19 protein-coding genes are annotated in these 19,024 nt (G+C 67.7%); 11 read left to right on the top strand and 8 right to left on the bottom strand.

Annotated elements, in window-relative coordinates; genetic code table 11:
- Positions 1–92 precede the first annotated feature (92 nt).
- From AB0B66_RS39120 to AB0B66_RS39130, 3 genes are read right to left on the bottom strand one after another with little or no spacing between them, the layout of a single operon-like run.
- Positions 93–557 carry a DUF296 domain-containing protein gene (locus AB0B66_RS39120; RefSeq protein WP_360539876.1) on the bottom strand — a complete coding sequence of 155 codons (465 nt, stop codon included), beginning with the start codon at positions 555–557 and terminating at the stop codon, positions 93–95.
- Positions 557–1,603, bottom strand: a complete 1,047-nt coding sequence (locus AB0B66_RS39125) for an asparaginase (protein ID WP_360539878.1) — start codon at positions 1,601–1,603, stop codon at positions 557–559. The genes AB0B66_RS39120 and AB0B66_RS39125 overlap by 1 nt, the downstream gene beginning before the upstream one ends.
- A gap of 35 nt (positions 1,604–1,638) precedes the next feature.
- Positions 1,639–3,141, bottom strand: a complete 1,503-nt coding sequence (locus AB0B66_RS39130; RefSeq protein WP_360539880.1) for a helix-turn-helix domain-containing protein — start codon at positions 3,139–3,141, stop codon at positions 1,639–1,641.
- A gap of 707 nt (positions 3,142–3,848) precedes the next feature.
- Here AB0B66_RS39130 and AB0B66_RS39135 point away from each other — a divergent pair.
- Complete coding sequence (locus AB0B66_RS39135; RefSeq protein WP_360539882.1) at positions 3,849–4,256, top strand: hypothetical protein; 408 nt, start codon at positions 3,849–3,851, stop codon at positions 4,254–4,256.
- A gap of 108 nt (positions 4,257–4,364) precedes the next feature.
- Here the strand turns inward: AB0B66_RS39135 and AB0B66_RS39140 are convergent, their stop codons facing one another.
- From AB0B66_RS39140 to AB0B66_RS39150, 3 genes are read right to left on the bottom strand one after another with little or no spacing between them, the layout of a single operon-like run.
- The gene (locus tag AB0B66_RS39140; RefSeq protein WP_360539884.1) at positions 4,365–5,282 is read right to left on the bottom strand and encodes a phosphotransferase; all 918 of its coding nucleotides are present in this window, start codon (positions 5,280–5,282) and stop codon (positions 4,365–4,367) included.
- Positions 5,279–5,968 carry a 2'-5' RNA ligase family protein gene (locus AB0B66_RS39145; protein ID WP_360539886.1) on the bottom strand — a complete coding sequence of 230 codons (690 nt, stop codon included), beginning with the start codon at positions 5,966–5,968 and terminating at the stop codon, positions 5,279–5,281. The genes AB0B66_RS39140 and AB0B66_RS39145 overlap by 4 nt, the downstream gene beginning before the upstream one ends.
- Positions 5,965–7,293 (bottom strand): helix-turn-helix transcriptional regulator, encoded by a 1,329-nt coding sequence (locus AB0B66_RS39150; RefSeq protein WP_360539888.1) that lies wholly within the window; start codon positions 7,291–7,293, stop codon positions 5,965–5,967. The genes AB0B66_RS39145 and AB0B66_RS39150 overlap by 4 nt, the downstream gene beginning before the upstream one ends.
- A gap of 179 nt (positions 7,294–7,472) precedes the next feature.
- On the opposite strand from AB0B66_RS39150, the gene AB0B66_RS39155 reads away from it, so the two are divergent.
- The gene (locus AB0B66_RS39155) at positions 7,473–8,033 is read left to right on the top strand and encodes a CYTH domain-containing protein (protein ID WP_360539890.1); all 561 of its coding nucleotides are present in this window, start codon (positions 7,473–7,475) and stop codon (positions 8,031–8,033) included.
- A gap of 159 nt (positions 8,034–8,192) precedes the next feature.
- Here AB0B66_RS39155 and tmk read toward each other — a convergent pair whose 3' ends face one another.
- Complete coding sequence (tmk, locus tag AB0B66_RS39160; RefSeq protein ID WP_360539891.1) at positions 8,193–8,804, bottom strand: dTMP kinase; 612 nt, start codon at positions 8,802–8,804, stop codon at positions 8,193–8,195.
- Positions 8,801–9,901, bottom strand: coding sequence for a radical SAM protein (locus AB0B66_RS39165; RefSeq protein ID WP_360539893.1), 1,101 nt, complete (start codon positions 9,899–9,901; stop codon positions 8,801–8,803). The genes tmk and AB0B66_RS39165 overlap by 4 nt, the downstream gene beginning before the upstream one ends.
- A gap of 435 nt (positions 9,902–10,336) precedes the next feature.
- On the opposite strand from AB0B66_RS39165, the gene AB0B66_RS39170 reads away from it, so the two are divergent.
- The 9 genes from AB0B66_RS39170 (at position 10,337) to AB0B66_RS39210 (ending at position 18,850) form a co-directional block, all read left to right on the top strand.
- Positions 10,337–12,580, top strand: coding sequence for a nitrate- and nitrite sensing domain-containing protein (locus AB0B66_RS39170; RefSeq protein ID WP_360539895.1), 2,244 nt, complete (start codon positions 10,337–10,339; stop codon positions 12,578–12,580).
- On the top strand, positions 12,577–12,981 hold the full coding sequence (locus tag AB0B66_RS39175; protein WP_360539897.1) for a roadblock/LC7 domain-containing protein: 405 nt from the start codon (positions 12,577–12,579) through the stop codon (positions 12,979–12,981). Before AB0B66_RS39170 ends, AB0B66_RS39175 begins: the two co-directional genes overlap by 4 nt.
- Positions 12,982–12,994: 13 nt before the next feature.
- Entirely contained in the window at positions 12,995–13,582 is a 588-nt protein-coding gene (locus AB0B66_RS39180; protein ID WP_360539899.1) for an ATP/GTP-binding protein, read from the top strand.
- Positions 13,583–13,623: 41 nt separating this feature from the next.
- Positions 13,624–14,799, top strand: a complete 1,176-nt coding sequence (locus AB0B66_RS39185) for an ABC transporter substrate-binding protein (protein WP_360539901.1) — start codon at positions 13,624–13,626, stop codon at positions 14,797–14,799.
- A 116-nt stretch (positions 14,800–14,915) separates the two neighbouring features.
- Entirely contained in the window at positions 14,916–15,701 is a 786-nt protein-coding gene (locus AB0B66_RS39190) for a class I SAM-dependent methyltransferase (protein ID WP_360539903.1), read from the top strand.
- Positions 15,698–16,555 (top strand): branched-chain amino acid ABC transporter permease, encoded by an 858-nt coding sequence (locus tag AB0B66_RS39195; RefSeq protein WP_360539905.1) that lies wholly within the window; start codon positions 15,698–15,700, stop codon positions 16,553–16,555. Before AB0B66_RS39190 ends, AB0B66_RS39195 begins: the two co-directional genes overlap by 4 nt.
- Positions 16,552–17,487: a branched-chain amino acid ABC transporter permease gene (locus AB0B66_RS39200; RefSeq protein WP_360539907.1), complete on the top strand. Its 936-nt coding sequence runs from the start codon at positions 16,552–16,554 to the stop codon at positions 17,485–17,487. The genes AB0B66_RS39195 and AB0B66_RS39200 overlap by 4 nt, the downstream gene beginning before the upstream one ends.
- The gene (locus AB0B66_RS39205) at positions 17,484–18,188 is read left to right on the top strand and encodes an ATP-binding cassette domain-containing protein (protein WP_360539909.1); all 705 of its coding nucleotides are present in this window, start codon (positions 17,484–17,486) and stop codon (positions 18,186–18,188) included. The genes AB0B66_RS39200 and AB0B66_RS39205 overlap by 4 nt, the downstream gene beginning before the upstream one ends.
- Positions 18,185–18,850: an ATP-binding cassette domain-containing protein gene (locus tag AB0B66_RS39210; protein WP_360539911.1), complete on the top strand. Its 666-nt coding sequence runs from the start codon at positions 18,185–18,187 to the stop codon at positions 18,848–18,850. The genes AB0B66_RS39205 and AB0B66_RS39210 overlap by 4 nt, the downstream gene beginning before the upstream one ends.
- Positions 18,851–19,024 lie beyond the last annotated feature (174 nt).

A 19,024-nucleotide genomic window follows, 5' to 3' on the forward strand; every position in this document is an offset into this window, starting at 1 on the left:
GGCGTCAGGAGCGCAACCGGCACGCTCGCCAAGGCAGCGCGGACGGCAGGGACGTCACCGGTGCTCGCGCAACGTGGAGCATGGAGCTAGCCCTACTGGGTACCGAAGGTGAGCAGTGGCACGTCGTAGAGGTCCGGGTTGCGGTGGCGGCGCATGTCCGGTGCGAGCACCTCGACGAAGGTCATCTCGGTGAGGAACAAGACCTGCGCTTCGAGCAGGTGGCTGGTGTGGCCGACGGCGCTGCGCTCCTTGAGTCCGAGTGCGACGTGGATGTGGGGGGAAATCGTGTCGTTTTCTGGGTCGTAGGCGACGGTGCCGGCTCCGAGGACCTCGGCGTTGGTGAGGTGCACGGAGTCCCACAGCGGCGCAGCAGGATTTTCAATCTTGCCGCAGGTACCGACGAGCTTTGCCTCGGCGAAGCCGGCGATGAAGCTGGGGATGATGCCTTGCCGGACGTCGTTGGCTGCGCAGAACTCTGCCAGGGCGGTGAAGAAGTCTTCGCCGTTGTCGAAGGTCACGCCGAAGGTGCGGCCGATCTGTAGCTGTGCGCTGTGCATCAGGCTTCTCCGGTCTGCGGCCAGGGCCACGGGATGTCGGCGGTGTTCCCGGCCGCGGCGAATGCTTGCTTGGTCTGCGCCAGGGTGGCGTAGGAGCTGAGCAGGGTCCGCAGCAGGATGCGGGCCTTGAGCGGGTCGAGGAAACCTGCGCTGATCAGGCCGTGCTCGATGAGGTCGCGTTCGCTGCCTTTGAAGGCATAGGTCCTGGTGAGCGATGGTCCGCGCCCGATCCGGGAAGACAAGATCACGGGTATGCGTGCTGCGGCTTTGGCCAGCGGTTCGACGAGTGCGGCGTGCACGTGGCCGACGCCCATACCGGCAACGATGAGCCCGTCGACCCGTTCTTCGATGCCATCGACGAGGGTGGGTTCGTCGTCGAGCATAGCGGTGTGGACCGCGACCACGGGCCGCCGACCGGTACGGCCGGAGTCGGCATACGGCACAGTCAGCCGTGTCGAGGGCCGGTGCAGCCAGCGCGGCTGACCTTCAACGAGCAATGCATACGCGCTGCTGTTGGGTGACCCGAACGCGGAGGTCGCGGTCGTGTGCGTCTTGCGGACCTGGGACGCGAGGTGGATCTCGTCGTTCAGGGCGACCAGGACGCCGTGTCCGCGTGCGGTCGGCGCGGCCGCGGTGAGGATCGCTGCCAACAGGTTGGCCGGTCCGTCGGCACCGGCCATGGCCGGGTTGCGCATGGCACCAGTCACCACGACCGGGTTTGGTCCGCTGTAGCGCAGGTCGAGGTAGTAGGCCACTTCCTCTATCGGGTCGGTGCCCTCGGTGATCACCGCGCCCGCCGCTCCCTCCTGGAAGCACTGGTCGACGGCGGCGAGCAGTTCGTCGAGGTCGGCGAAGCCGATGGACGCGCCCGGGATCCGGCGGAAGTCGACGACGTCGATGCTGATGCCGGTCTGCGCCAGCTCCGGTACCGCGTTGACCAGGTCGTCGGCGGACAGGGTCGGGGTGACGCCGCCGGTGGCGGTCGGGGTCATGGCGATCGTGCCGCCGAGGCCGAATACGACCACGCGTGCAGGCGTCTGTGACACGTTGCGTCCTTGGGTGTCGGGATCTAGCGGGCAGCCTATCGAGAGGTCGCCGGGGTGAGGTCGCCGAGATAGCGGCACGCCCGCTCGGCTCCGGCCAGGCTCAGCAGACGGCTGCGGGGCTCGGCGAGGCCCGCGATGCCGTATTCGGCCAGGTCGGCGCACCGGCGGGTGACCGTCGACCACTGCAACCCGAGGTAGGCAGCCAGCTCGTGTAGCCTAAGGGCGGGTGTGGCCCCGGTGATCGCCGAGTGCGCCTGGACGTAGGAGTTGGCGTCGACATATTCGCGTACCGTCGTGCGGCTGTCGGTCACGTCGACGAACCAGATCCCCTCGGCTCCGAGCCAGTTTGCGATGATCGCACGCCGCCTGGAGTCGAGAACGAAGCCGTCGACGCCGGCGTACTCCGGCTCGCTGGTGACCAGGCATCGGATGCCGAAGGACTCCATGAGAGCTGCCACGAGCAGCACCAGCACTCGCTCGCTGTTGGGCGAGGCGCCGACGGTTGCCTCGGGCACGCAGAACGTGCGGGTCATCCCGGTCGGGTAGCGCTCGCGAAGCTGCTCGAGGTAACGGAACTTGTGCGCGAACAGCAGCCAGGCGCTGGCCTCCTCACCGCGCTGCTCACGGGTCCAGAAGGCCGGGGTGTCGGACAGGTGTACGGCGTTTCGCAGGATGTGGCGGGCGCAGAAGTCGCTGCCCAGCCACATCAGCGAGGTGGGGCTGAGGTCGGCTGCTGATGCCACGCCTGCCGACGACCGGTCGAGGTCGGCGAGGTGGCCGAGGTCTGTGATGTATTCGGCGAGGATGCTGTCGTCGTTGAGCAGTGCTTCGTCGAAGTTGACGATGGCCCACAGCAGACCGATGGTCACCTCGTCCAGCAGGTAGGCGTCGGGGATCAGCAGCCGGGCGTTGCTTGCCGGACCGGCGAGCCGGCGCCTGGCGTTGCGGGTGTCCAAGCCGTAGAGGTAGTCGCTTTCGCGTTCGTGCACCGCGCCGATGACCAGGCCGCGGCGACCGCGAGTGAGGAAGGCGTCGTTGTTGAACCCGGGCGGGAGTTGGGCCAGCACCCGGCCGTCGGCGACGGCGGGAAAGACGCGGACGTCGAGCTCGGTGCCGCTGAAGTAGCGTCCGTGCGGCAGAGCGACGACGGCGACTTGCGTGAGGGCCTCGCGGTTGCCGTTCGGAGAGCCCAGACTCATGGCTTTGCCTGGCTGCGGTGCGGAGAACCATCGTGCCGTCAGGGCCTGGCTGCTGTGCTGTGTGAAGCGCCGCATCTCCTCGGCGACCGCCTGTTCGACAAGCCGATCATGCTCCCGGGCGAAATAGCCGTCGGCGTTGAGCAGTTCATCGCAGCGGACCCAGAAGTCCCGCGGTGCACTCTGCCGTCCTCGCTCGATGTTGGCGATCGAGGAGCGTCCGTAGAACCGGGTCGCTGGCGCGAAGGTCTCCTGGGTGTACCCGGCGGCTGCGCGCAACGCAGCCAGGCGGCTGCCGAGCATCGCCCGTCCGTCTGCCGCGGACTTCCTCATGTCGCCCATCAGCGCCGCTTCCTCGCTTACGACCTCCGCAAACCCATACTGAACATGATCGATTGGGTATGTCGCAAGGTGGGGCGGTCACTTCCGACAATTTTCCAACATCTACGCAGCCTCGCGTACGGAAAGCCGTGTGCGAGGCGGGCGAGCCGACCGCTACATTGTGTTGCGGCTATCTACGGCTGATAGGCGAACCCCGCACCGGCCGATCCGTGGAAGTGCAAGATCGCATCGAGGCGCGGGAGATGACGCGCGGGACGGTCCTTGACGGAGTAGCACACCAGTTCGATATTGTCGGGCCGTGGCATCCAGAATGAGGGTCCGTGAGGTCGGCGAGTGCTATGAGCAGGGCCGGTCCCTTCTACGCGTTGAACTGAGAGAAAGCCGTTTCGGTGCGTGGGAGGTGGAACTGGTCGACCGCGAGCAGGGCCGTCAGATCACACACAGCTTCGATGATGAAGCTTTGGCCCGCAGGTCGGCTGAGATGGCGTACGCCAACGGACGAGACTTCGGCCGGTGGATGGTTCAGCGCACAGAAGGCCCGCCGCCATTCGCAGCTGCGGAGCCTGGGGGCCGCATGCGCTCGCCCGACACTGCAGGTGCGCAAGCCGCGTGACGGCGGGACCGCGCGGCAGAGGTTCGGTGCAGGACTCGTCAGAACCTGCCGGGCCGTCGTCAGGACCACAGCTACCACGCCGGGACGGGCGGAGATGACCACGACCTTGCACCACCTCGCGCTAACAGCCGTCGACCTTGAACAGTCGGGTCGTTTCCTCGACGCTGTCCTCAGCCAGGTGGGCTATACACCAGCCTATAGCTCCGAGCGACTGCGGACCTGGATCGGACCAAGTCCGGAGATCCTGCTCTACCGCTGCGAAGGCCAGGACAGCTCACCACATACCCATGGGCGTCCGGGCCTGCAGCATGCCGCGTTCGCCGTGGCCGATCGGCAGACTGTGCTCCGCGTTCACAAGGCGGTCGTAGTCGGCGGCTGGTCAGTTGTTCATGAGCCGCGAGAGTATCCCGAATACGCCGACGGATATTTCGCGGTCTTCGTGGCGTGCCCTTCCGGCCTGCGTTTGGAGTTCTGCCACGTCCCCCACGCCCCCGGGCACTGATCCCGGGTCAGGTCAGGTCAGCGTCTTGCGCGGAGAGGCGGCAATGCCGGTCCCCAGCCGCCCGCAGGCGTCGTGGAGCACGTTCGGATCGGTCATGTCCGGGCCTTCTCAGCCGTCGTTGGCGCTGAGTCGCCGTAGGTCAGCAAACGGTGTCCATCTCGTGGAGGTGTCGCCGTTGGTGATGGTGTCCAGTCGGGTCCGGAACTCCTGCTCGACACCGGGAGCACTGGCCAGTAGCGGGACGGCTGCGACGATCATCTTTAGCTCGCGTGCTGACCGAAGCAGCGGCCAGTCGGGATCTTCGCGAACGTCGTGGCCGTAGCTTTCAGCCAGTTGGCGATGTGCACCTGGTCGGCCGAAGCGGTCCTCGCCGACAGCGACCGCCACGAGATCAACTTGCCAGGGGCCGGTGTTGATCGGGTCGAAGTCGCAGAACACGACGCGGCTTCCGTCGCGCAGGAGGTTGCCGACGTGGGCGTCGCCATGCACTAGACGCGGCGTCTGACGCTGGCGAAGCTCTGAAAGCTTTGGCTCCAGATCGTCGCACCATTGCTCCAGGGTGTGACGATCGCGGTCGTGGAGGCCCTCGGCATCGGCCAACCGGCGACGAGAGTCAGCGACGGGGTTCCAGAACGGCAGCGGGAACGGCGGCAGTCCGAGTGCATGAAACTCTTTGAGCACCGGACCAAGATCGCGCGGGGTGAGCGGGCCCGTCGGGGGCAGGTAGCGCCAGATGGTGGCCTGTAGGCCGTCAACAAGTAGCGGCTGCTGATCCGGGCCCGCCAACCGGATGGTCGGAGCGTTGATCTGTTCGAACCATCGGGCGAGTGTGACTCCTTTGACGACGCGACCGTCGGGCCTGTGGGTGCGGGCAATCCGTATGACGACGTCAGCGGCTGGAAGCGCGAACACTGCGTTGTTGGTCAGCCTGAGCAGACTCGCACCTGTGGTGTCTAGCGAATGCTCGGCCGACAGGCGTCGCATCGCTTCGGTCATGATCTGTTCGGTGAAGCGCCCGTTGGTCATGTCGTCGTCGGGCGGCTTGGGTCGGTTCCCAGCAGCGGAAGCCGGGTGATCGTCTGCCAGGCGTACGCACGTGGTAGGCGCTGGAGTAGGACGAGGGAGACCTCGGTGATCCGCAGGCTCGTGGCATGTCCTTGCAGCGACTTGACCGCCTCCACGGCGCGGGCTGCCGGGATGTCGTCGGTGTTGCAGTAGGCGATGGTGACGTGGGGGTCAAAGGAAGCGGGACGCAAGCGGGCTGCAGGAAATGCGGTGACTGTCACGGCACGCAAAGCATTGCGGAGATCGGAGGCGGGCTGTGGCGGGTAGGCGCTGAACCCCACGGCTCCGGGCGTGCCGCCTAAACGTCCAACGGTCAGCTCGATCGGGGCGATGCTTTGGCAGACCTCGGCGGCCGATGATGTCACCGCGGCGAGTTGCGCATTGGTGATCTCGCCTTCGAACGCGATTCGTTCCACCGTCATGTGCAGCGCATCTGATGCTGTCAGATCATAGAAGGGGAAGGAGAGTACGGACTGGCAGTGTCGTGCAAGTTGTCGCAGCTCAGGCTGATTTTCGAAGGTAAGGAACCAGTAGTACGAGGGCAGGCGAGCAGGGCGAGCCCAGTGGTTGGTCAAGCGTTTGGTGCTGAAGAATGGGGATGCCGGGTGGGCGCCGGACATGGCACCTGCCTTCTCGGCTGGGCTCATGCCGGGTCACTCATGGCTGAGAGAGCTTCGCGAACGGAGTTCACCTGCGCAAGACTTCCCCACCGAACGGTGGCGTCATGGATGAAGTCCCTCGTGCGCTGACTGACAGACACGATCGGGCGGCCTCGGGAGATGGACAGAGCGCTGAGAGCCAGTCCGCTCGCGTGGTCGAGGTCATGTTGGCTGGACCGGACGAGAGCGGTGGCGAGGTCGAGCATCACCAGCGACTGGGTCCAGGGTGAGTCAGACTTGGTGACGTCGGGCATGGCGAGGTCGACGAAATGCTGAACCTCATTTGGCATGCCCAGTGAGACGAATGCTGTGGCTGCGTTGCCGGCGACCTGGGCGGGGCTGTAGCACCCGAGGCTGATGCTGGACGGTATACCGGCGGGAGTCTCTTGCTGCGCCATGAGGTCGTAGGCCTTGCTGACGGCACGCCGGACGGCTTCGACATCGCCGACCTTGCCGGCGGCGCGAGCGACGCCGTTGATCGTCAATCGGACGCTTTGAGGGTTCTGGCCTGCGTGTCTAGCGCCGTCTAGCGCGAGGCGCAGGGCTTCGGGGTAGTCGCCGGCGTAGTACTCGCAGAAACTTTGCATGCCCCGAGTCCACGCCAAAAGGTTCGGGTCGGGTACGAAGTCAGCGAGCTGGAACGCTTCAAGGCAGTACGCCCTGGCGAGTCCGAACGCGGACCTGCCTACCGCGAGGTAGCCAAGCAGGCCGGAGGTCAGCGCTGCTGATTCGAACAGCTGCTCACGCTGCCGGGGGTCGGGGCAGTCGTCGATGAGTGTCACCAGCCACGTCCGCCGTTTGACGAGCGTGGCGGTGAGGCGGTGATGGTCGACCCTGTCGTAGTGGGCAAGGGTCTGACGTAGATCGCTGCCGACAAGAGTGATGATCTGAGGGTCGATCTTGCGGCTGAGCCGGTGAACGCGAGCCAGCACGTCGACCATGTCGTCGTCTGTATCTGTTGGGAGTTCGGAGCTGTTCGCGCCATGCTGCCCCTCGATGCCATAGCCGGGCGGCGCGCTCTGTATGGCGTGAAGGTTGGCCGAGGCCACTAGCTGATGCTCCCGGTATGCGGCGGCTAGCCGGTCGTGTTCGTTGGCGAGGAGATTGCCGGTGCGCAGGATCTCGTCGCACAGCGTCCAGAAGTGCCGCGGTGCGGACTGTCGGCCGGTCTCGATATTGGCGATCGATGAACGTCCGTAGAACGTCATATGGGCGAAGCTGGTTTGGGTGTATCCGGCGGCATTGCGAAAGGCGGCGAGCTGGCTGCCGAGGATCGCGCGGGCCTGCGCGAAGTTGACCGAATCGTCTGCCACACCCGCCTCCATTCCGGTGCCGCCGGGCCCCCACGCACAGTTTGCCCTCACTAGACACGACCCGCGCAGCCTGGGCAACATCGCACGGCGGACTCCGACAATCTGCCGACATTCCTCCGACACTGTCGCCCGGAACGTCGGGACGTTGAGCAGCGCGCTGGGCAGTAGGCTCCCACGTCATGTCGACAGCTATTGCCCCAGACGTAGGTGAAGTCGAGGTCAAATACCGCATGGCGGACGATCAAGCCAGCCGATTGGTGGCTGCGCTGGCCGCGGCCGGAGTTGTCCTGGGCGAGCCGTTTGGCCAGGACGACCAGGCGTACGCGCCGGCGTCATGGTCATACGGGATGTCGAAGATCGGTGTGTCGTTCGCACGGCTGCGTTCGCAGGGCGGGCGAGTGCTGTTCACGGTGAAGGTGCCGCGGGCCAACGAGCTGGACTGCGCCGAGCAGGAGACGGTCGTGGAACACCGGTCAGCGATGCATGAGGCGCTGCTGTTGATGGGGATGGTCCCGACGGTGCGGATCGTCAAGGTCCGCAGGACCGGCAGCTGGGACGGTGCGCAGCTGTGCATAGATGAGGTGGAGGGCCTGGGGACCTTCATCGAGCTGGAACGGGTTGTGGCGAGTTCGGTGGCCGAGCTGGTGCAGGCCGAGATGGATCGGCAGGTTCGCAGTCTGGGGGTGCCGGTGCAGCGGGTGACGCAGACCTACGACTCGTTGCTGCGGGCGGTTCGCTAGCCAGTGGGCCATGACCCGGGTCGGAGCCGTGGAGCGGATGTTGAGACCTGCCCATGGCGGCGCTATGTCAAGACTGGGTAGGTGCTCGCGGTTCGCAGCGGCGTCAGTGTCGGCTCGTCTTGGCTCGAAGCTGAGTCCTTGCGTGAGGACTTTCGCCGTTTACTCGGGGGTCCGCTCTTGGCTGAGCAGCAGGAAGATCTCATCGACGATGTCATGAGGGCGGCGGCCGTGGCAGTCGACGGTGTGTTGGGTCCAACTGTGGTCCGGTTGCGCGAGGAACGCTGCCGCGTCGCGGTAGTACTCCAGTTCGCGCTCCGGTGAGCCGGTGAGTTCGAGACGGGTCAGGCTGCTGCGTGCGGCGAGTCGGGCGGCGATGACGTCCGGCCGGTCCACCAGGTAGATGGTGGTGCACTGCAGCGCGTACTGGTTGTAGGTCCAGATCTCGTCGGGGTCGAGGCCGTCGATGCGCTGTAGGACCATCGATGACTGTACGTAGCGGTCGGTGATGACGTGTTGGCCGCGGTCGAGCGCGGGTATGATCATCGACTCGATGTGCTCGGCGCGGTCGGCGGCCAGGGCCAGCGCCAGCGCTCTGCCTTGCAGGGTCCATTCGGAGGCGCGTAAAAGGTCTCCCAGCGGGCTGCGTGTCGGTTCGGTGGTCAGGACCGCCTCGTGCCCGCGCCAGCCGTTCATGCGCTGGGTGAGGAGACCGGCGATGGTGGTCTTGCCGACGCCGTTGGGCCCTTCGACGGCAACGAATGTCGCGGTCACCGGACGGCCGTCAGTGGGAGGAGTTTGAGGTGGGGGGCGGGGGCGACGGGGCACTGCTCGTCGTCGAGGCCGCCGATGTGGCGACCGCGGGTGATCACCGCTGCCGGGCAGCCCTTCCCGCAGCCCGACGACAGCGAGCAGCTGGTGCAGGTGGTGTTGGTGCCGACGGTGTAGCGGGAATGGAAGTCGTAGCCGTCCAGTTCTTCGGTGAGCGCGGCGGTGAAGATGTTGCCGACCAGGAACTCGTCCGCCGGATATGGCGAAGCCGGCGTCTGTGCCGCGAAGTCGAGGTACGGGCAGGCTGCGACGTTGCCGTTGGCGTAGACGTAGAGCAGTTTTCCGGCGTCGCAGCCGCTCAGTGGCTTGCCGTCGTCGTTGGGGAAGCGGATCCGTACCAGGTCAAGGCGGTCGGCGAACCGCTCCGTGACCTCGCGGATTGCCCGCATCTGGTCGGTGGGCGCCGCCAGGCGGCCGATGCTGTTCACGCCGCGTCCGAACGCCGACAGCGGGTTGGTCAGCACATATTCTGCACCGACTTCGACGGCGAACTCGCATAGATCGGCGAACTCTTGCGGCGTGGTGAGCATGTTCGGTGTCGACAGCAGCCCTTTGAGCACTCCGGCGGCGGCGAATCGGCGGATGTTGTCCACGGTGACCGCGAAAGACTTTCGGTTGCCGCGGAATCTGCCGTGGCTGTCGTCCCGGAAGCCGTCCAGGCTGACGTTTACGTGCGCGCCCATAACTGCCAGTCGCTCGATCTGCTCGTCGGTGACCAGCGTGGCGTTGGTACACACGCCCAGACTCACGCCGGTGTCGGCGATCGCGTGGCACATCGCCATGAGGTCCGGGTGCACGAACGGCTCGCCGCCGGTGACGGTGATCCGTTCGACTCGGGCCTGCCGTAGCCGGGGCAGGACTACAGAGGTGAACAGCTCCAGCGGCATGTCCGCGCCACTGCGTGTTGACGAGACGAAGCAGTGCGCGCAGTGCAGGTTGCAGCGTTCGGTCACCTGGACCAAGGCCTTGCGGCCGTCACCCCCGACCGATGTGCGGAAATAGCACGACGCTGCGTGGCTATCGACGATCAACGGCTTCATCGCGCGCTCTCCAAGCGTTGGTCAAGGCAACGCGACAGCCGCTGGACGCGCCGACTGCGGGACCGTTACGCGCCTACTGCTGTCGTAAGTGTCGAGTACATCCGCCGCAAGGCGATGTCGGACAGGTTCAGGCCCCGATTCCGACAATCCGCTGACAAGGGTCTGAGCTGTGGCCGGCAAGTGGCACCAGCGACCAGTTGTCCGCCTGTGCATTCGCCTGGCAATGACCTCCGGCAATCGATGCTGGCCTTCGGTTTCGAGCGCGCGGCCGTGCTTCCAAAGCCACAGCGTGATGTCGGCGGATTGTCAATCGTTGCCTTTTCCTCTGGCCGACAACGCATCGACACGTCCCAAATGGACCCTGCATGGCCTGCCGCGTGATCCGCGGCTGGCTGGCCGACATCGAGACCGTGTCTGGCATCGGGAGGCGAAGAATTGAAGGCAACATCGGCGAACTCCGTGCGTCGCCGTGCGCGGCCGACCAGATGGTGGTGGCTGCCGGAGAATCAGCCGATTCGCCGCAAGCTGTGGTCGATCCTTGCGATCCCGACCGCGCTGCTGCTGGTGCTGGCCGGTGTGGCGGTGACGGGCAGCGCACGGGAGGCGATCGACGCCAATCGCTTGGTGGCGCTGGCGCGATTGTCGCAGGCCTCCGGTGAGCTGGCCGACGCGTTGTCGCAGGAGCGGGCGTCGGCGGCGTTGGCGCTGTTGGGGCAGCCTGCGGGACTTGGCCAGAACGCTCGGGCCGTCGATGAGTCCATGGCGGCGTGGCGAGCGGTCGCTGACAAGATCGCCGACCGGGATCGGACGGAGGCGGTCCGGCGGACACAGGCCTTGATGGACGGGCTGCCAGATCTTCGGATCGCGGTCACCGACGCCCAGCAGCACACGGCGTTCTCGCTCGTTCTGCTGCGCTACCAACTGGTGATCGCCGCGCTGCTGGAGATCCGTCAGGGCCTGGTCGCCGCCGGTGCACCAGCGCAGACCGCAGAGAGGGTCCGCGCCGCAGTCGCCCTATCGCAGGCGGCCGAGGCGACCGGGATGTTGCAGACCGGAGTGGCCAGAGCCACGGCGATGGGCCCGTTGAGCCCGGCGACTGCGGCGCAGATCGCTGCGACCCGCGCCGCCTACACGCAGGCGCTGCGTGACTGGGACACCGCAGCGCTGCCGCAGTGGCGGGCACAGCTGGACCAGGCGCTCAGCGGCGAGCAGCTGCTCGTTGCGCAGCGGCTGGACGGTGTGGTGTCGCGCACGGCGGTGGGGGAGCGGATCAGCCTTCCTCGCGAGCAGTGGATGCAGGCCCAGGACGCACGCCAACAGCGTCTGCGGCAGGTCATCGCCACCGCAGATGCGGAGATCGTCACCATGCTGGAGGCCTGGGGCCGCCAGCGGGCGATCATCGCCGTGGCCGCCGGCGGCGGTACCGGCGGAGCGCTGCTGCTGTCGTTGCTGCTCGCGTCGTTTGTGGCGCGTCGTACCGTGCGGTCGCTGGAGAGGCTGCGTAACCAGGCCACCGAGGTGGCCCATACCGGACTGCCTGCCGCTGTCGCCATGCTGTCGTCGACTCCGTTCGCGGACGGCGTCGACGGACGCACTGCGGCAGCGCGCAATGGTGTGGTGCTGGATGTCACCGGCGCTGACGAGGTCGCTGCGGTGACCCGGTCGTTCAACGCGGTCGCGGGCACCGCGTTGGAGCAGGCGATCGCGCTGGTCCGCTCCCGCGACGGCATCACCCGCCTGATTGTCGACCTTGGCCGCCGCCAGCAAATTCTGATCGACGCTCTTCTGGCGGGTATCGACGCCGCAGAGAAGCAGGAGACCGACGGCGACAGGCTGGAACGGCTTTTCAAGATCGACCACTTGGCGGCCCGGATGTGGCGATCCAACCGCAACCTCCTGCTGCTGGGAGGCGTGCCGACGGCAGTCACCTACTCGACTCCGGAGTCGCTGCACAACGTGCTGACGGCAGCGATCGGATACGTCGAGGACTACACCCGCACGTCGATCATCCACGCCGACGAGGTCTTCATCCGGCCGGCGGCGATCGCTCCGGTCGTGCAGGCGCTGGTCGAACTCGTCGACAACGCCGCGTTGTACTCCCGGGGCCCGGTGGAGATCGCCGGGCGCCGGGTCGGGGACAGAGTCGTCGTGGAGATCACCGACACCGGCATCGGGATGCAGCCAAAGGACCTGCTCGCGGCCAACGACCTGCTGTCTGGCAGGGTCGCCGCCGAGCCGGGAGTGCGGCACATGGGCCTGCCGGTCGTGGCCAGGGTCGCCGCCGAGCATGGCCTCACCGTCGTGCTCCATGGCCGCGGTGGCCCAGGCCTGACCGCCGAGGTGACGCTGCCGTGGAGCGCGTTACAGCCGGCCAGCCACCGGCACAGCGACGTCCCGGCCGCGGTCATGCCGCCGCGGCTGATGGACCGCCGAGCCGGCGCGGGGAGCGTGACCGCCGCATCAACTGATGTCCCTGCGGCTGCGGCGGCCGTGACCGATGCGGGTCTGCCGATGCGGTCGCGTGACCTGAGGGCCGGTGCCGCGACGAGCCGGGCCGTGGTGATCGCGCCGCGGGATCTGCGCGCTCGTGCCCTGGCGCTTTCCGCCATCCAGCACGGCCAGCAGGCCGCCCGTGCAGGTCGACCCACCACTCCACTCAGTGAAGGAGCACCGTCGTGACCCGTCCCGATGTCGATCCCGAGTACCTCACGTCCCTGCTCAACAACTTCAAGGCCGAGGTGGCCGGTGTCAACCACGTCCTCGCTTTGGCCGGCGACGGCCTGCTGCTGGCCACCACGCCGACGCTTGAACGGGACCAGGCCGAGCGGCTGGCGGCGGCCGCGTCCGGGTTCGCCGGGTTGGCCAACCAGGTCGACGGGGAGCTGACCGGAGGCGGCCTGCAGTCGATCATCGTGGAGATGGCCGCCGGCTACCTGATGGTCATCCAGACGCCCGGTGGCGCCCGGCTGGCGGCGGTCACCCCAGCCAACAGCGACATCGGCCAGGTCGTCTATCAACTGAACCTGCTGTCGGACCGGGTCGGTGCCACCGCCCTGGCTGTCGCGGCCCGCCATGGCTAGCGCGGCGGCGCTCGTGAGGGACATCCCGACGGTCCGGTCAGCGAAGATCGTCATCGCCGGGGGGTTCGGGGTCGGCAAGACCACGTTCGTGTCGGCCGTGTCCGACATCGGCACGGTCAGCACCGAAACGCCGATGACTGTCGCCGGACAGCACGTCGACGACCTGTCGTTGGTGCCGCATAAGCAGACCACGACGGTCGCGCTCGACTTCGGGCGCGTCGACCTGGACGAGGTCAGCCTGTACCTGTTCGGCACACCCGGCCAGACGCGTTTCTGGTTCATGTGGGACCGGCTGCTTATCGGCGCGCTCGGCGCGGTGGTGCTCGTCGACGTACGCAGGCTGGCCGACTGCTTCAGCGCCGTCGACTACTTCGAGCACTGGAATGTGCCGTACATCGTCGTGATCAACCGGTTCGACGGCGCCCCCGAGCACCGCACATCCGACCTGCGCGACGCGATGGCGATCGGTTCCGATGTGCCGCTGCTGGTCTGCGACGCCCGGGTCCGCGATGGCGTCAAGCGAGTCCTGATCGAGCTGGTCGAGCACCTCATCCAGCTCCGCGAACCCCGCCGCGCCGCGGCGGCCCACCATCCCCTCTGAACACAAGGACGCCACCGATGAGGAATAGAAGGCGCAAACTCTTGGCAGCCGCTGTGGCAGCGGCGATGCTGCTGCCGACCGGATGCAGTGGCTCGGCCCTCGACGAACCGCAGCAGGTATCCGGTGATCAACTCGTGATCGGGATGGTCGTGTCCCGCACCGGCATCTACAAGACCGTCGGCGACGACATGGTCAACGGCCTGCAGCTCTACCTCACCCAGCACGACAACAAGCTCGGCGGCAGACCGGTCAAGCTGGTCATCGAAGACGAGGCCGACGGCGGCGCCCCGGCACGCACCGCAGCGGAAAAGCTGATCACCTCCGACAAGGCGGTCGCGCTGACCGGAGTCGTCGGCGGCGGGTCGGTCGCTGCGATCAAGCCGCTGCTCGACCAGCACCAGCTGCCGCTGATCGGCGCCAACGCCCGCCCGACCAACATGCCCAACCTCGACTGGGTCTGGCAGACCTCCTACATCTCCACCGAGCCTGGCATCGCGATGGGCGACTACGTCACCAAGCAGGCAGGCGGCCCGGTATGGGTCGTGTGCCCGGACTACCAGGGCGGCTACGACGAGTGCAACGGCTTCAAGGACGCGTTCCTCAAAGCCGGAGGAAAGCTGGCCAACCCGAACGGTGAGATCGTCTGGACGCCCTTCCCGGCGACCAAGAACTTCCAGCCCTACCTGACCCAGATCCTGGAGTCGAAGGCCACCGCGGTCTACACCTTCTACGCCGGCGGCGCCGCGATCGACTTCGTCAAGCAATACCAGCAGTTCATCGGCACCAAGTTGCCGCTGTTCGCGGCCGGGTTCCTTACCGAAGGCAGCGTGCTCGGCGCCCAGGGCGAAGCCGCCAAGGGCATCCGCAACAGCCTCAACTACAGCCCCGACCTGGACAACGCCACCAACAAACGGTTCGTCGCCGACTACCAGGGCAAATACCAGACGCTGCCGACCACCTTCGCCATGGCCAGCTACGACTCCGGTGCCGTGCTCGACAAGGCCATCGCCGCCGCCGCGGCAAAGGGCGAGGTCACCGGCAAGTCGATCAACGAAGCGGTCGCCGCCGTCGGTCAGATCGACTCCCCGCGCGGGGTGTGGCAGTTCTCCGCCAAGACCCACACCCCGGTACAGACCTGGTACCTGCGCGAAGTCCGCACCGACGGACGAGCGCTGACCAACGTCGTGCTGCAGGAACTGGCCACCATCGGCGGCTGACCCACAGACGGGTTCCTCCCCCCGAAACGGGGTGTGCCCGGCAGCTGGTCAGCGCTTCAGGGGAGCTGACCAGTCCGGGCACACCCCACCCGAACCATCCACGAAAGGCTCCGCGCATGACCCGCACCGCCTACGCGTTCGCCGGAAAGGCCTCCGTCAACGAACAACTTCGTGCGCTGACCGACGCCTGCGACCCGTTCACCCGCGCCGGACTGGACGGCATCGGCATCCAGGCCGACTGGCAGATCCTCGACATCGGCGCCGGATCCGGCACCGTCGCGACCTGGCTGGCCGACCGCATCGGCGCCGACGGCATGGTCACCGCCACTGACATCGACCCCTCGCGTATCCCGGCCCACCCGCGCATCACCGCCGTCCCGCACAACGTCGCCGCCGACCCGCTGCCCGACGGCTACTACGACCTGATCCATTCCCGCCTGGTCCTGATCCACCTGCCCGACCGCGAGCAGATCCTCAACAAGCTGCTGGCGGCGTTGAAGCCGGGCGGGTCGCTGATGTTGCACGAGTTCGACTGTACGGCCCGGCGCACCGTCGTGGGCGGCGACGCCGACGACGCGGCCCTGTTCGACCGGGTCATCACCGGCATCAACCGAGTCCTGAGGACCGCCGGTGCTCAGCTCGACTGGGGCATCGCCGCGCACACCGCGATGACCCAGGCAGGATTCGTCGATGTCGCCACCGACGCCTCGATGCACAGCTGCCGTGGCGGTGACGCCTGGGCGAACCTGGCCGCTGTCAACACGATGCAGCTGCACGAGCAGCTCCTGGACACTGGCCTGACCGTCGCCGATCTGGAGCGGTTCCGGGCGCTGATGGCCGCCCCTGACTTCGTCGCGATGTCGTACCTGATGACACGCACGCTCGGGCGGCGGCCGCAATGAACGCCGTGGGGATCGTCGACGCCGTCGCCTACGGGCTGGTGTACTACGTGGTCGCGTCAGGGCTGAGCCTGATCTTGGGCAGCCTGCGGGTGCTCACCCTCGCCCACGGCAGCGCCTACCTGGCCGGGACATGGCTGGTCTGGCAGCTTCACGCTGACACCGTCACCGGATACCTGGCAGCAGTAGCAGCGGCGATCCCTATCGGCGTCGCGCTCGGCGCCGTCAGCGCTGCGCTCACCTGGCCGCTGCGCAGCCATGGGCACCTCGCCCAAGCCCTGGCGACCCTGGGACTGAGCCTCATCGCCGCCCAGGCGTTCGCCGCCGCGACCGGCGGCGGATGGCTGGCAGCCACCGCACCGCCTCCACTGGACGCGATCGTCACCCTGGCCGGGGCCCGCTACCCGGCCTACCGGCTGCTATTCATCGCGACCGCGTCGGTCATCGCCCTAACGCTGTGGTGGGTGATGTCGCGTACCCGTGCGGGACTGGCGGTACGGGCCGTGGCAGACGATCCTGCCATGGCCGCCTCGATCGGCATCCGACCCGCGACGGTGCACACCTTGGTCTTCGCCGCCGGCACGGTCCTGGCGGTGGTCGCCGGGGTGATCGCCGCGCCGATCGTGCCCGGCGGGCCCGGCACCGATGAACAGATGCTGGTGATGAGCCTGCTGATCGTCGTGCTCGGCGGCGCCGGAGACCTCCGCGGCACGTTCGTCGCCGCACTGGCCACCGGCGCCATCGCCACCGTCGGCGTCGTTGCGTTCCCGGCCGTCGCGCCGTTCCTGCTGTTCGCGCTGCTGGTGACGGTGGTCGCGGTCCGGCCGTCCGGGCTTGGCAGCAGGAGATGGGTATGACCCGCCGCCTTGCCGTGGCGGGTGCCGTCACCACGGTGGTGGCACTGCCTTTCGTCGCCGACGCCTACACCACGGCCGTCGCGGCACGTGTGCTCGCCCTCGGCTTGCTGGCCGTAGCGGTGCATCTGCTGTCGGCCCGCACCCAGCAAACCAGCCTCGGCCACGGCGCATACTTCGGCGTCGGCGGATACACCGCCGCGCTGCTGGCTGCCGCGGGACACGACAGCGCGCCACTGCAGCTGACCGCCGCCGCTGTGGCAGCCACGGCCGCTGCCGGCGTGGCCGCGCTGGCCCTTGCCCGGCTACGCGGCCTGACCTACGTCCTGGCGAGTTTGGCCGTCGGGATGATCGCCGCGACACTCGCCGCGACCGCCCACAGTGTCACGGGCGGCACCGACGGGATCGCTGCGCCAGCACCGACCCTGTGGCCGTCAAACATTCCGCTGGCAGCAGTCGGACTCCGGTACCTGTGGCTGGCCGCCGTCACGATCGGCATCTGCGGCCTGCTGGCCTGGCACGCCCGCTCGCCGTTCGCCGCAGCAGCGATCGGAATCGGCGACACCGAGCAGCAAATGAACGCTCTCGGCTACCCGGTGACCCGCACCCTGTGGTGGGCGCACGTCCACTCGGCCGCCATCGCCGGTGCCGCCGGAGCCCTGTGGGTGCACGCCACCGGCTACCTCAACCCCACCGACCTCGGCCTGGCCACCTCTGCGCTGGCGCTGGCAGCCGCGACGATCGGCCACCACCTCACCCCCGTGGTCGTCATAGCCGCCACGGCGGCGCTGGTCATCGCCCGCGACGTCGCCGCCAGCCACCTACCCCTGGCTGGGCAGGGACCGCTGTGGCTCGGCCTGCTCCTGCTGGCCACCGCGTTCCTGCCACTGGCCCGCCGCCGCTCGTCGTCCAGACCTGCCGAGGTGAGGCCATGAACACCACACCGCTGCTCGACCTCAGCGGCGTCATCCGCCGTTACGGCAGCCTCACCGCCCTCGGGCGGCTCAACCTAACGGTCACCGCCGGTCAGCGGCTGGCGATCACCGGACCCAACGGCGCCGGCAAGTCCACACTGCTGGGTCTGATCGACGGCACCATCGCCGCCACCAGCGGCAAAGTCCACTACGACGGCATCGATATCACTGCCTGGTCCACGCACCGCCGTGCCCGCGCCGGAATCGCCCGGGTGTTCCAACACCCCCACGTATCGGCCCGGCACACGGTGCTCGGCAACATCCTGCTCGGCGTCCACCGCCACCACCGCACCGGCACAAGGGTCCTGCCGCTGTCCCCGGCCGCCGCACGACTGCTGCGCGAGCTCGCACTCGACCTAGCCGACCAGACCGGCCTACGCGCAGTCGCCACGCACCTGGCCGGACACCTGTCCTACGGCCATCGCCGCCAGCTCGACCTGGCCATGGCGCTGGCCTGCCGACCCCGGCTGCTGCTGCTCGACGAACCGACCGCCGGCCTGTCACCCGACGAAACCGCCCGCCTCACCACGCTACTGGCCGCGCTACCAGACACCCTCACCGTCCTGATCGTCGAACACGACGCCGACGTCGTCGCCCGCATCGCCACCTCGACGCTGCACCTGGACGCCGGCCAGTCACGGCCACGAGGCGGTGCAGCATGAGCACCGCACGGCTGCACCTGAACCAGCTGGAAGCCGGATACCGCGGCCACCGAGTCCTGCGCCCGGCCACGCTCACCGCAGCACCCGGCGACATCATCCTGATCACCGGCCCCAACGGCGCAGGCAAGACAACCCTGATACAGGCCGTCGCCGGGCACGTCCAAGCTTCGGGCCGGATCACGTTCGACGGACGCGACATCACCCACTGGCCGGCCGACCGCCGCGCCCGCGCCGGAATCGCCCTCGTGCCCCAGGACCGAGGCCTGTTCGCCAGCCTCACCGCCGCCGAACACCTACGCCTGGCCGCCCGCACCGACACCGCCACCGACGACATCCTCACTCTCCTGCCACATTTGCGTACGCGGCTGCGGCACCGACCTTCGCAGCTGTCCGGCGGCGAGCAGCAGATGCTGGCCATCGCACGGGCCCTGGTCCGTCAGCCGCGGCTCCTGCTGCTCGACGAGCCTGCCGAGGGCCTGGCCACCGCTGTCGCCGCAGACCTAGCTCGCGTCATCGGCGACTTCGCAGCCACCGGCGGCACCGCGCTGATCAGCGAACACCATGCCGGCGCCACCACGTGGCGACACCTGCACCGCTACCACCTTCACCGCGGCGAGTTGATCGCCGCTGCGGCCTCACACGCCAACGGAGCACCGTCATGACTTGCCAACTCGAGTTGGTCACTCCACCCATCGGCACCACCGCGCCATGCAGAAAATGCGACCAGCAGGTCACCTGGGACGAACTCGACGGCTGGGTGCACCATGTCGACCTGGCCCGCCTACTCGCCGGCGCCACGATGCCACCCACTGCGGACCACGCAGCCGACGCTGACT

Origin of the sequence: Catellatospora sp. NPDC049111 (genome assembly GCF_040648615.1) — a bacterium.
Lineage (GTDB): Bacteria > Actinomycetota > Actinomycetes > Mycobacteriales > Micromonosporaceae > Catellatospora > Catellatospora aurea.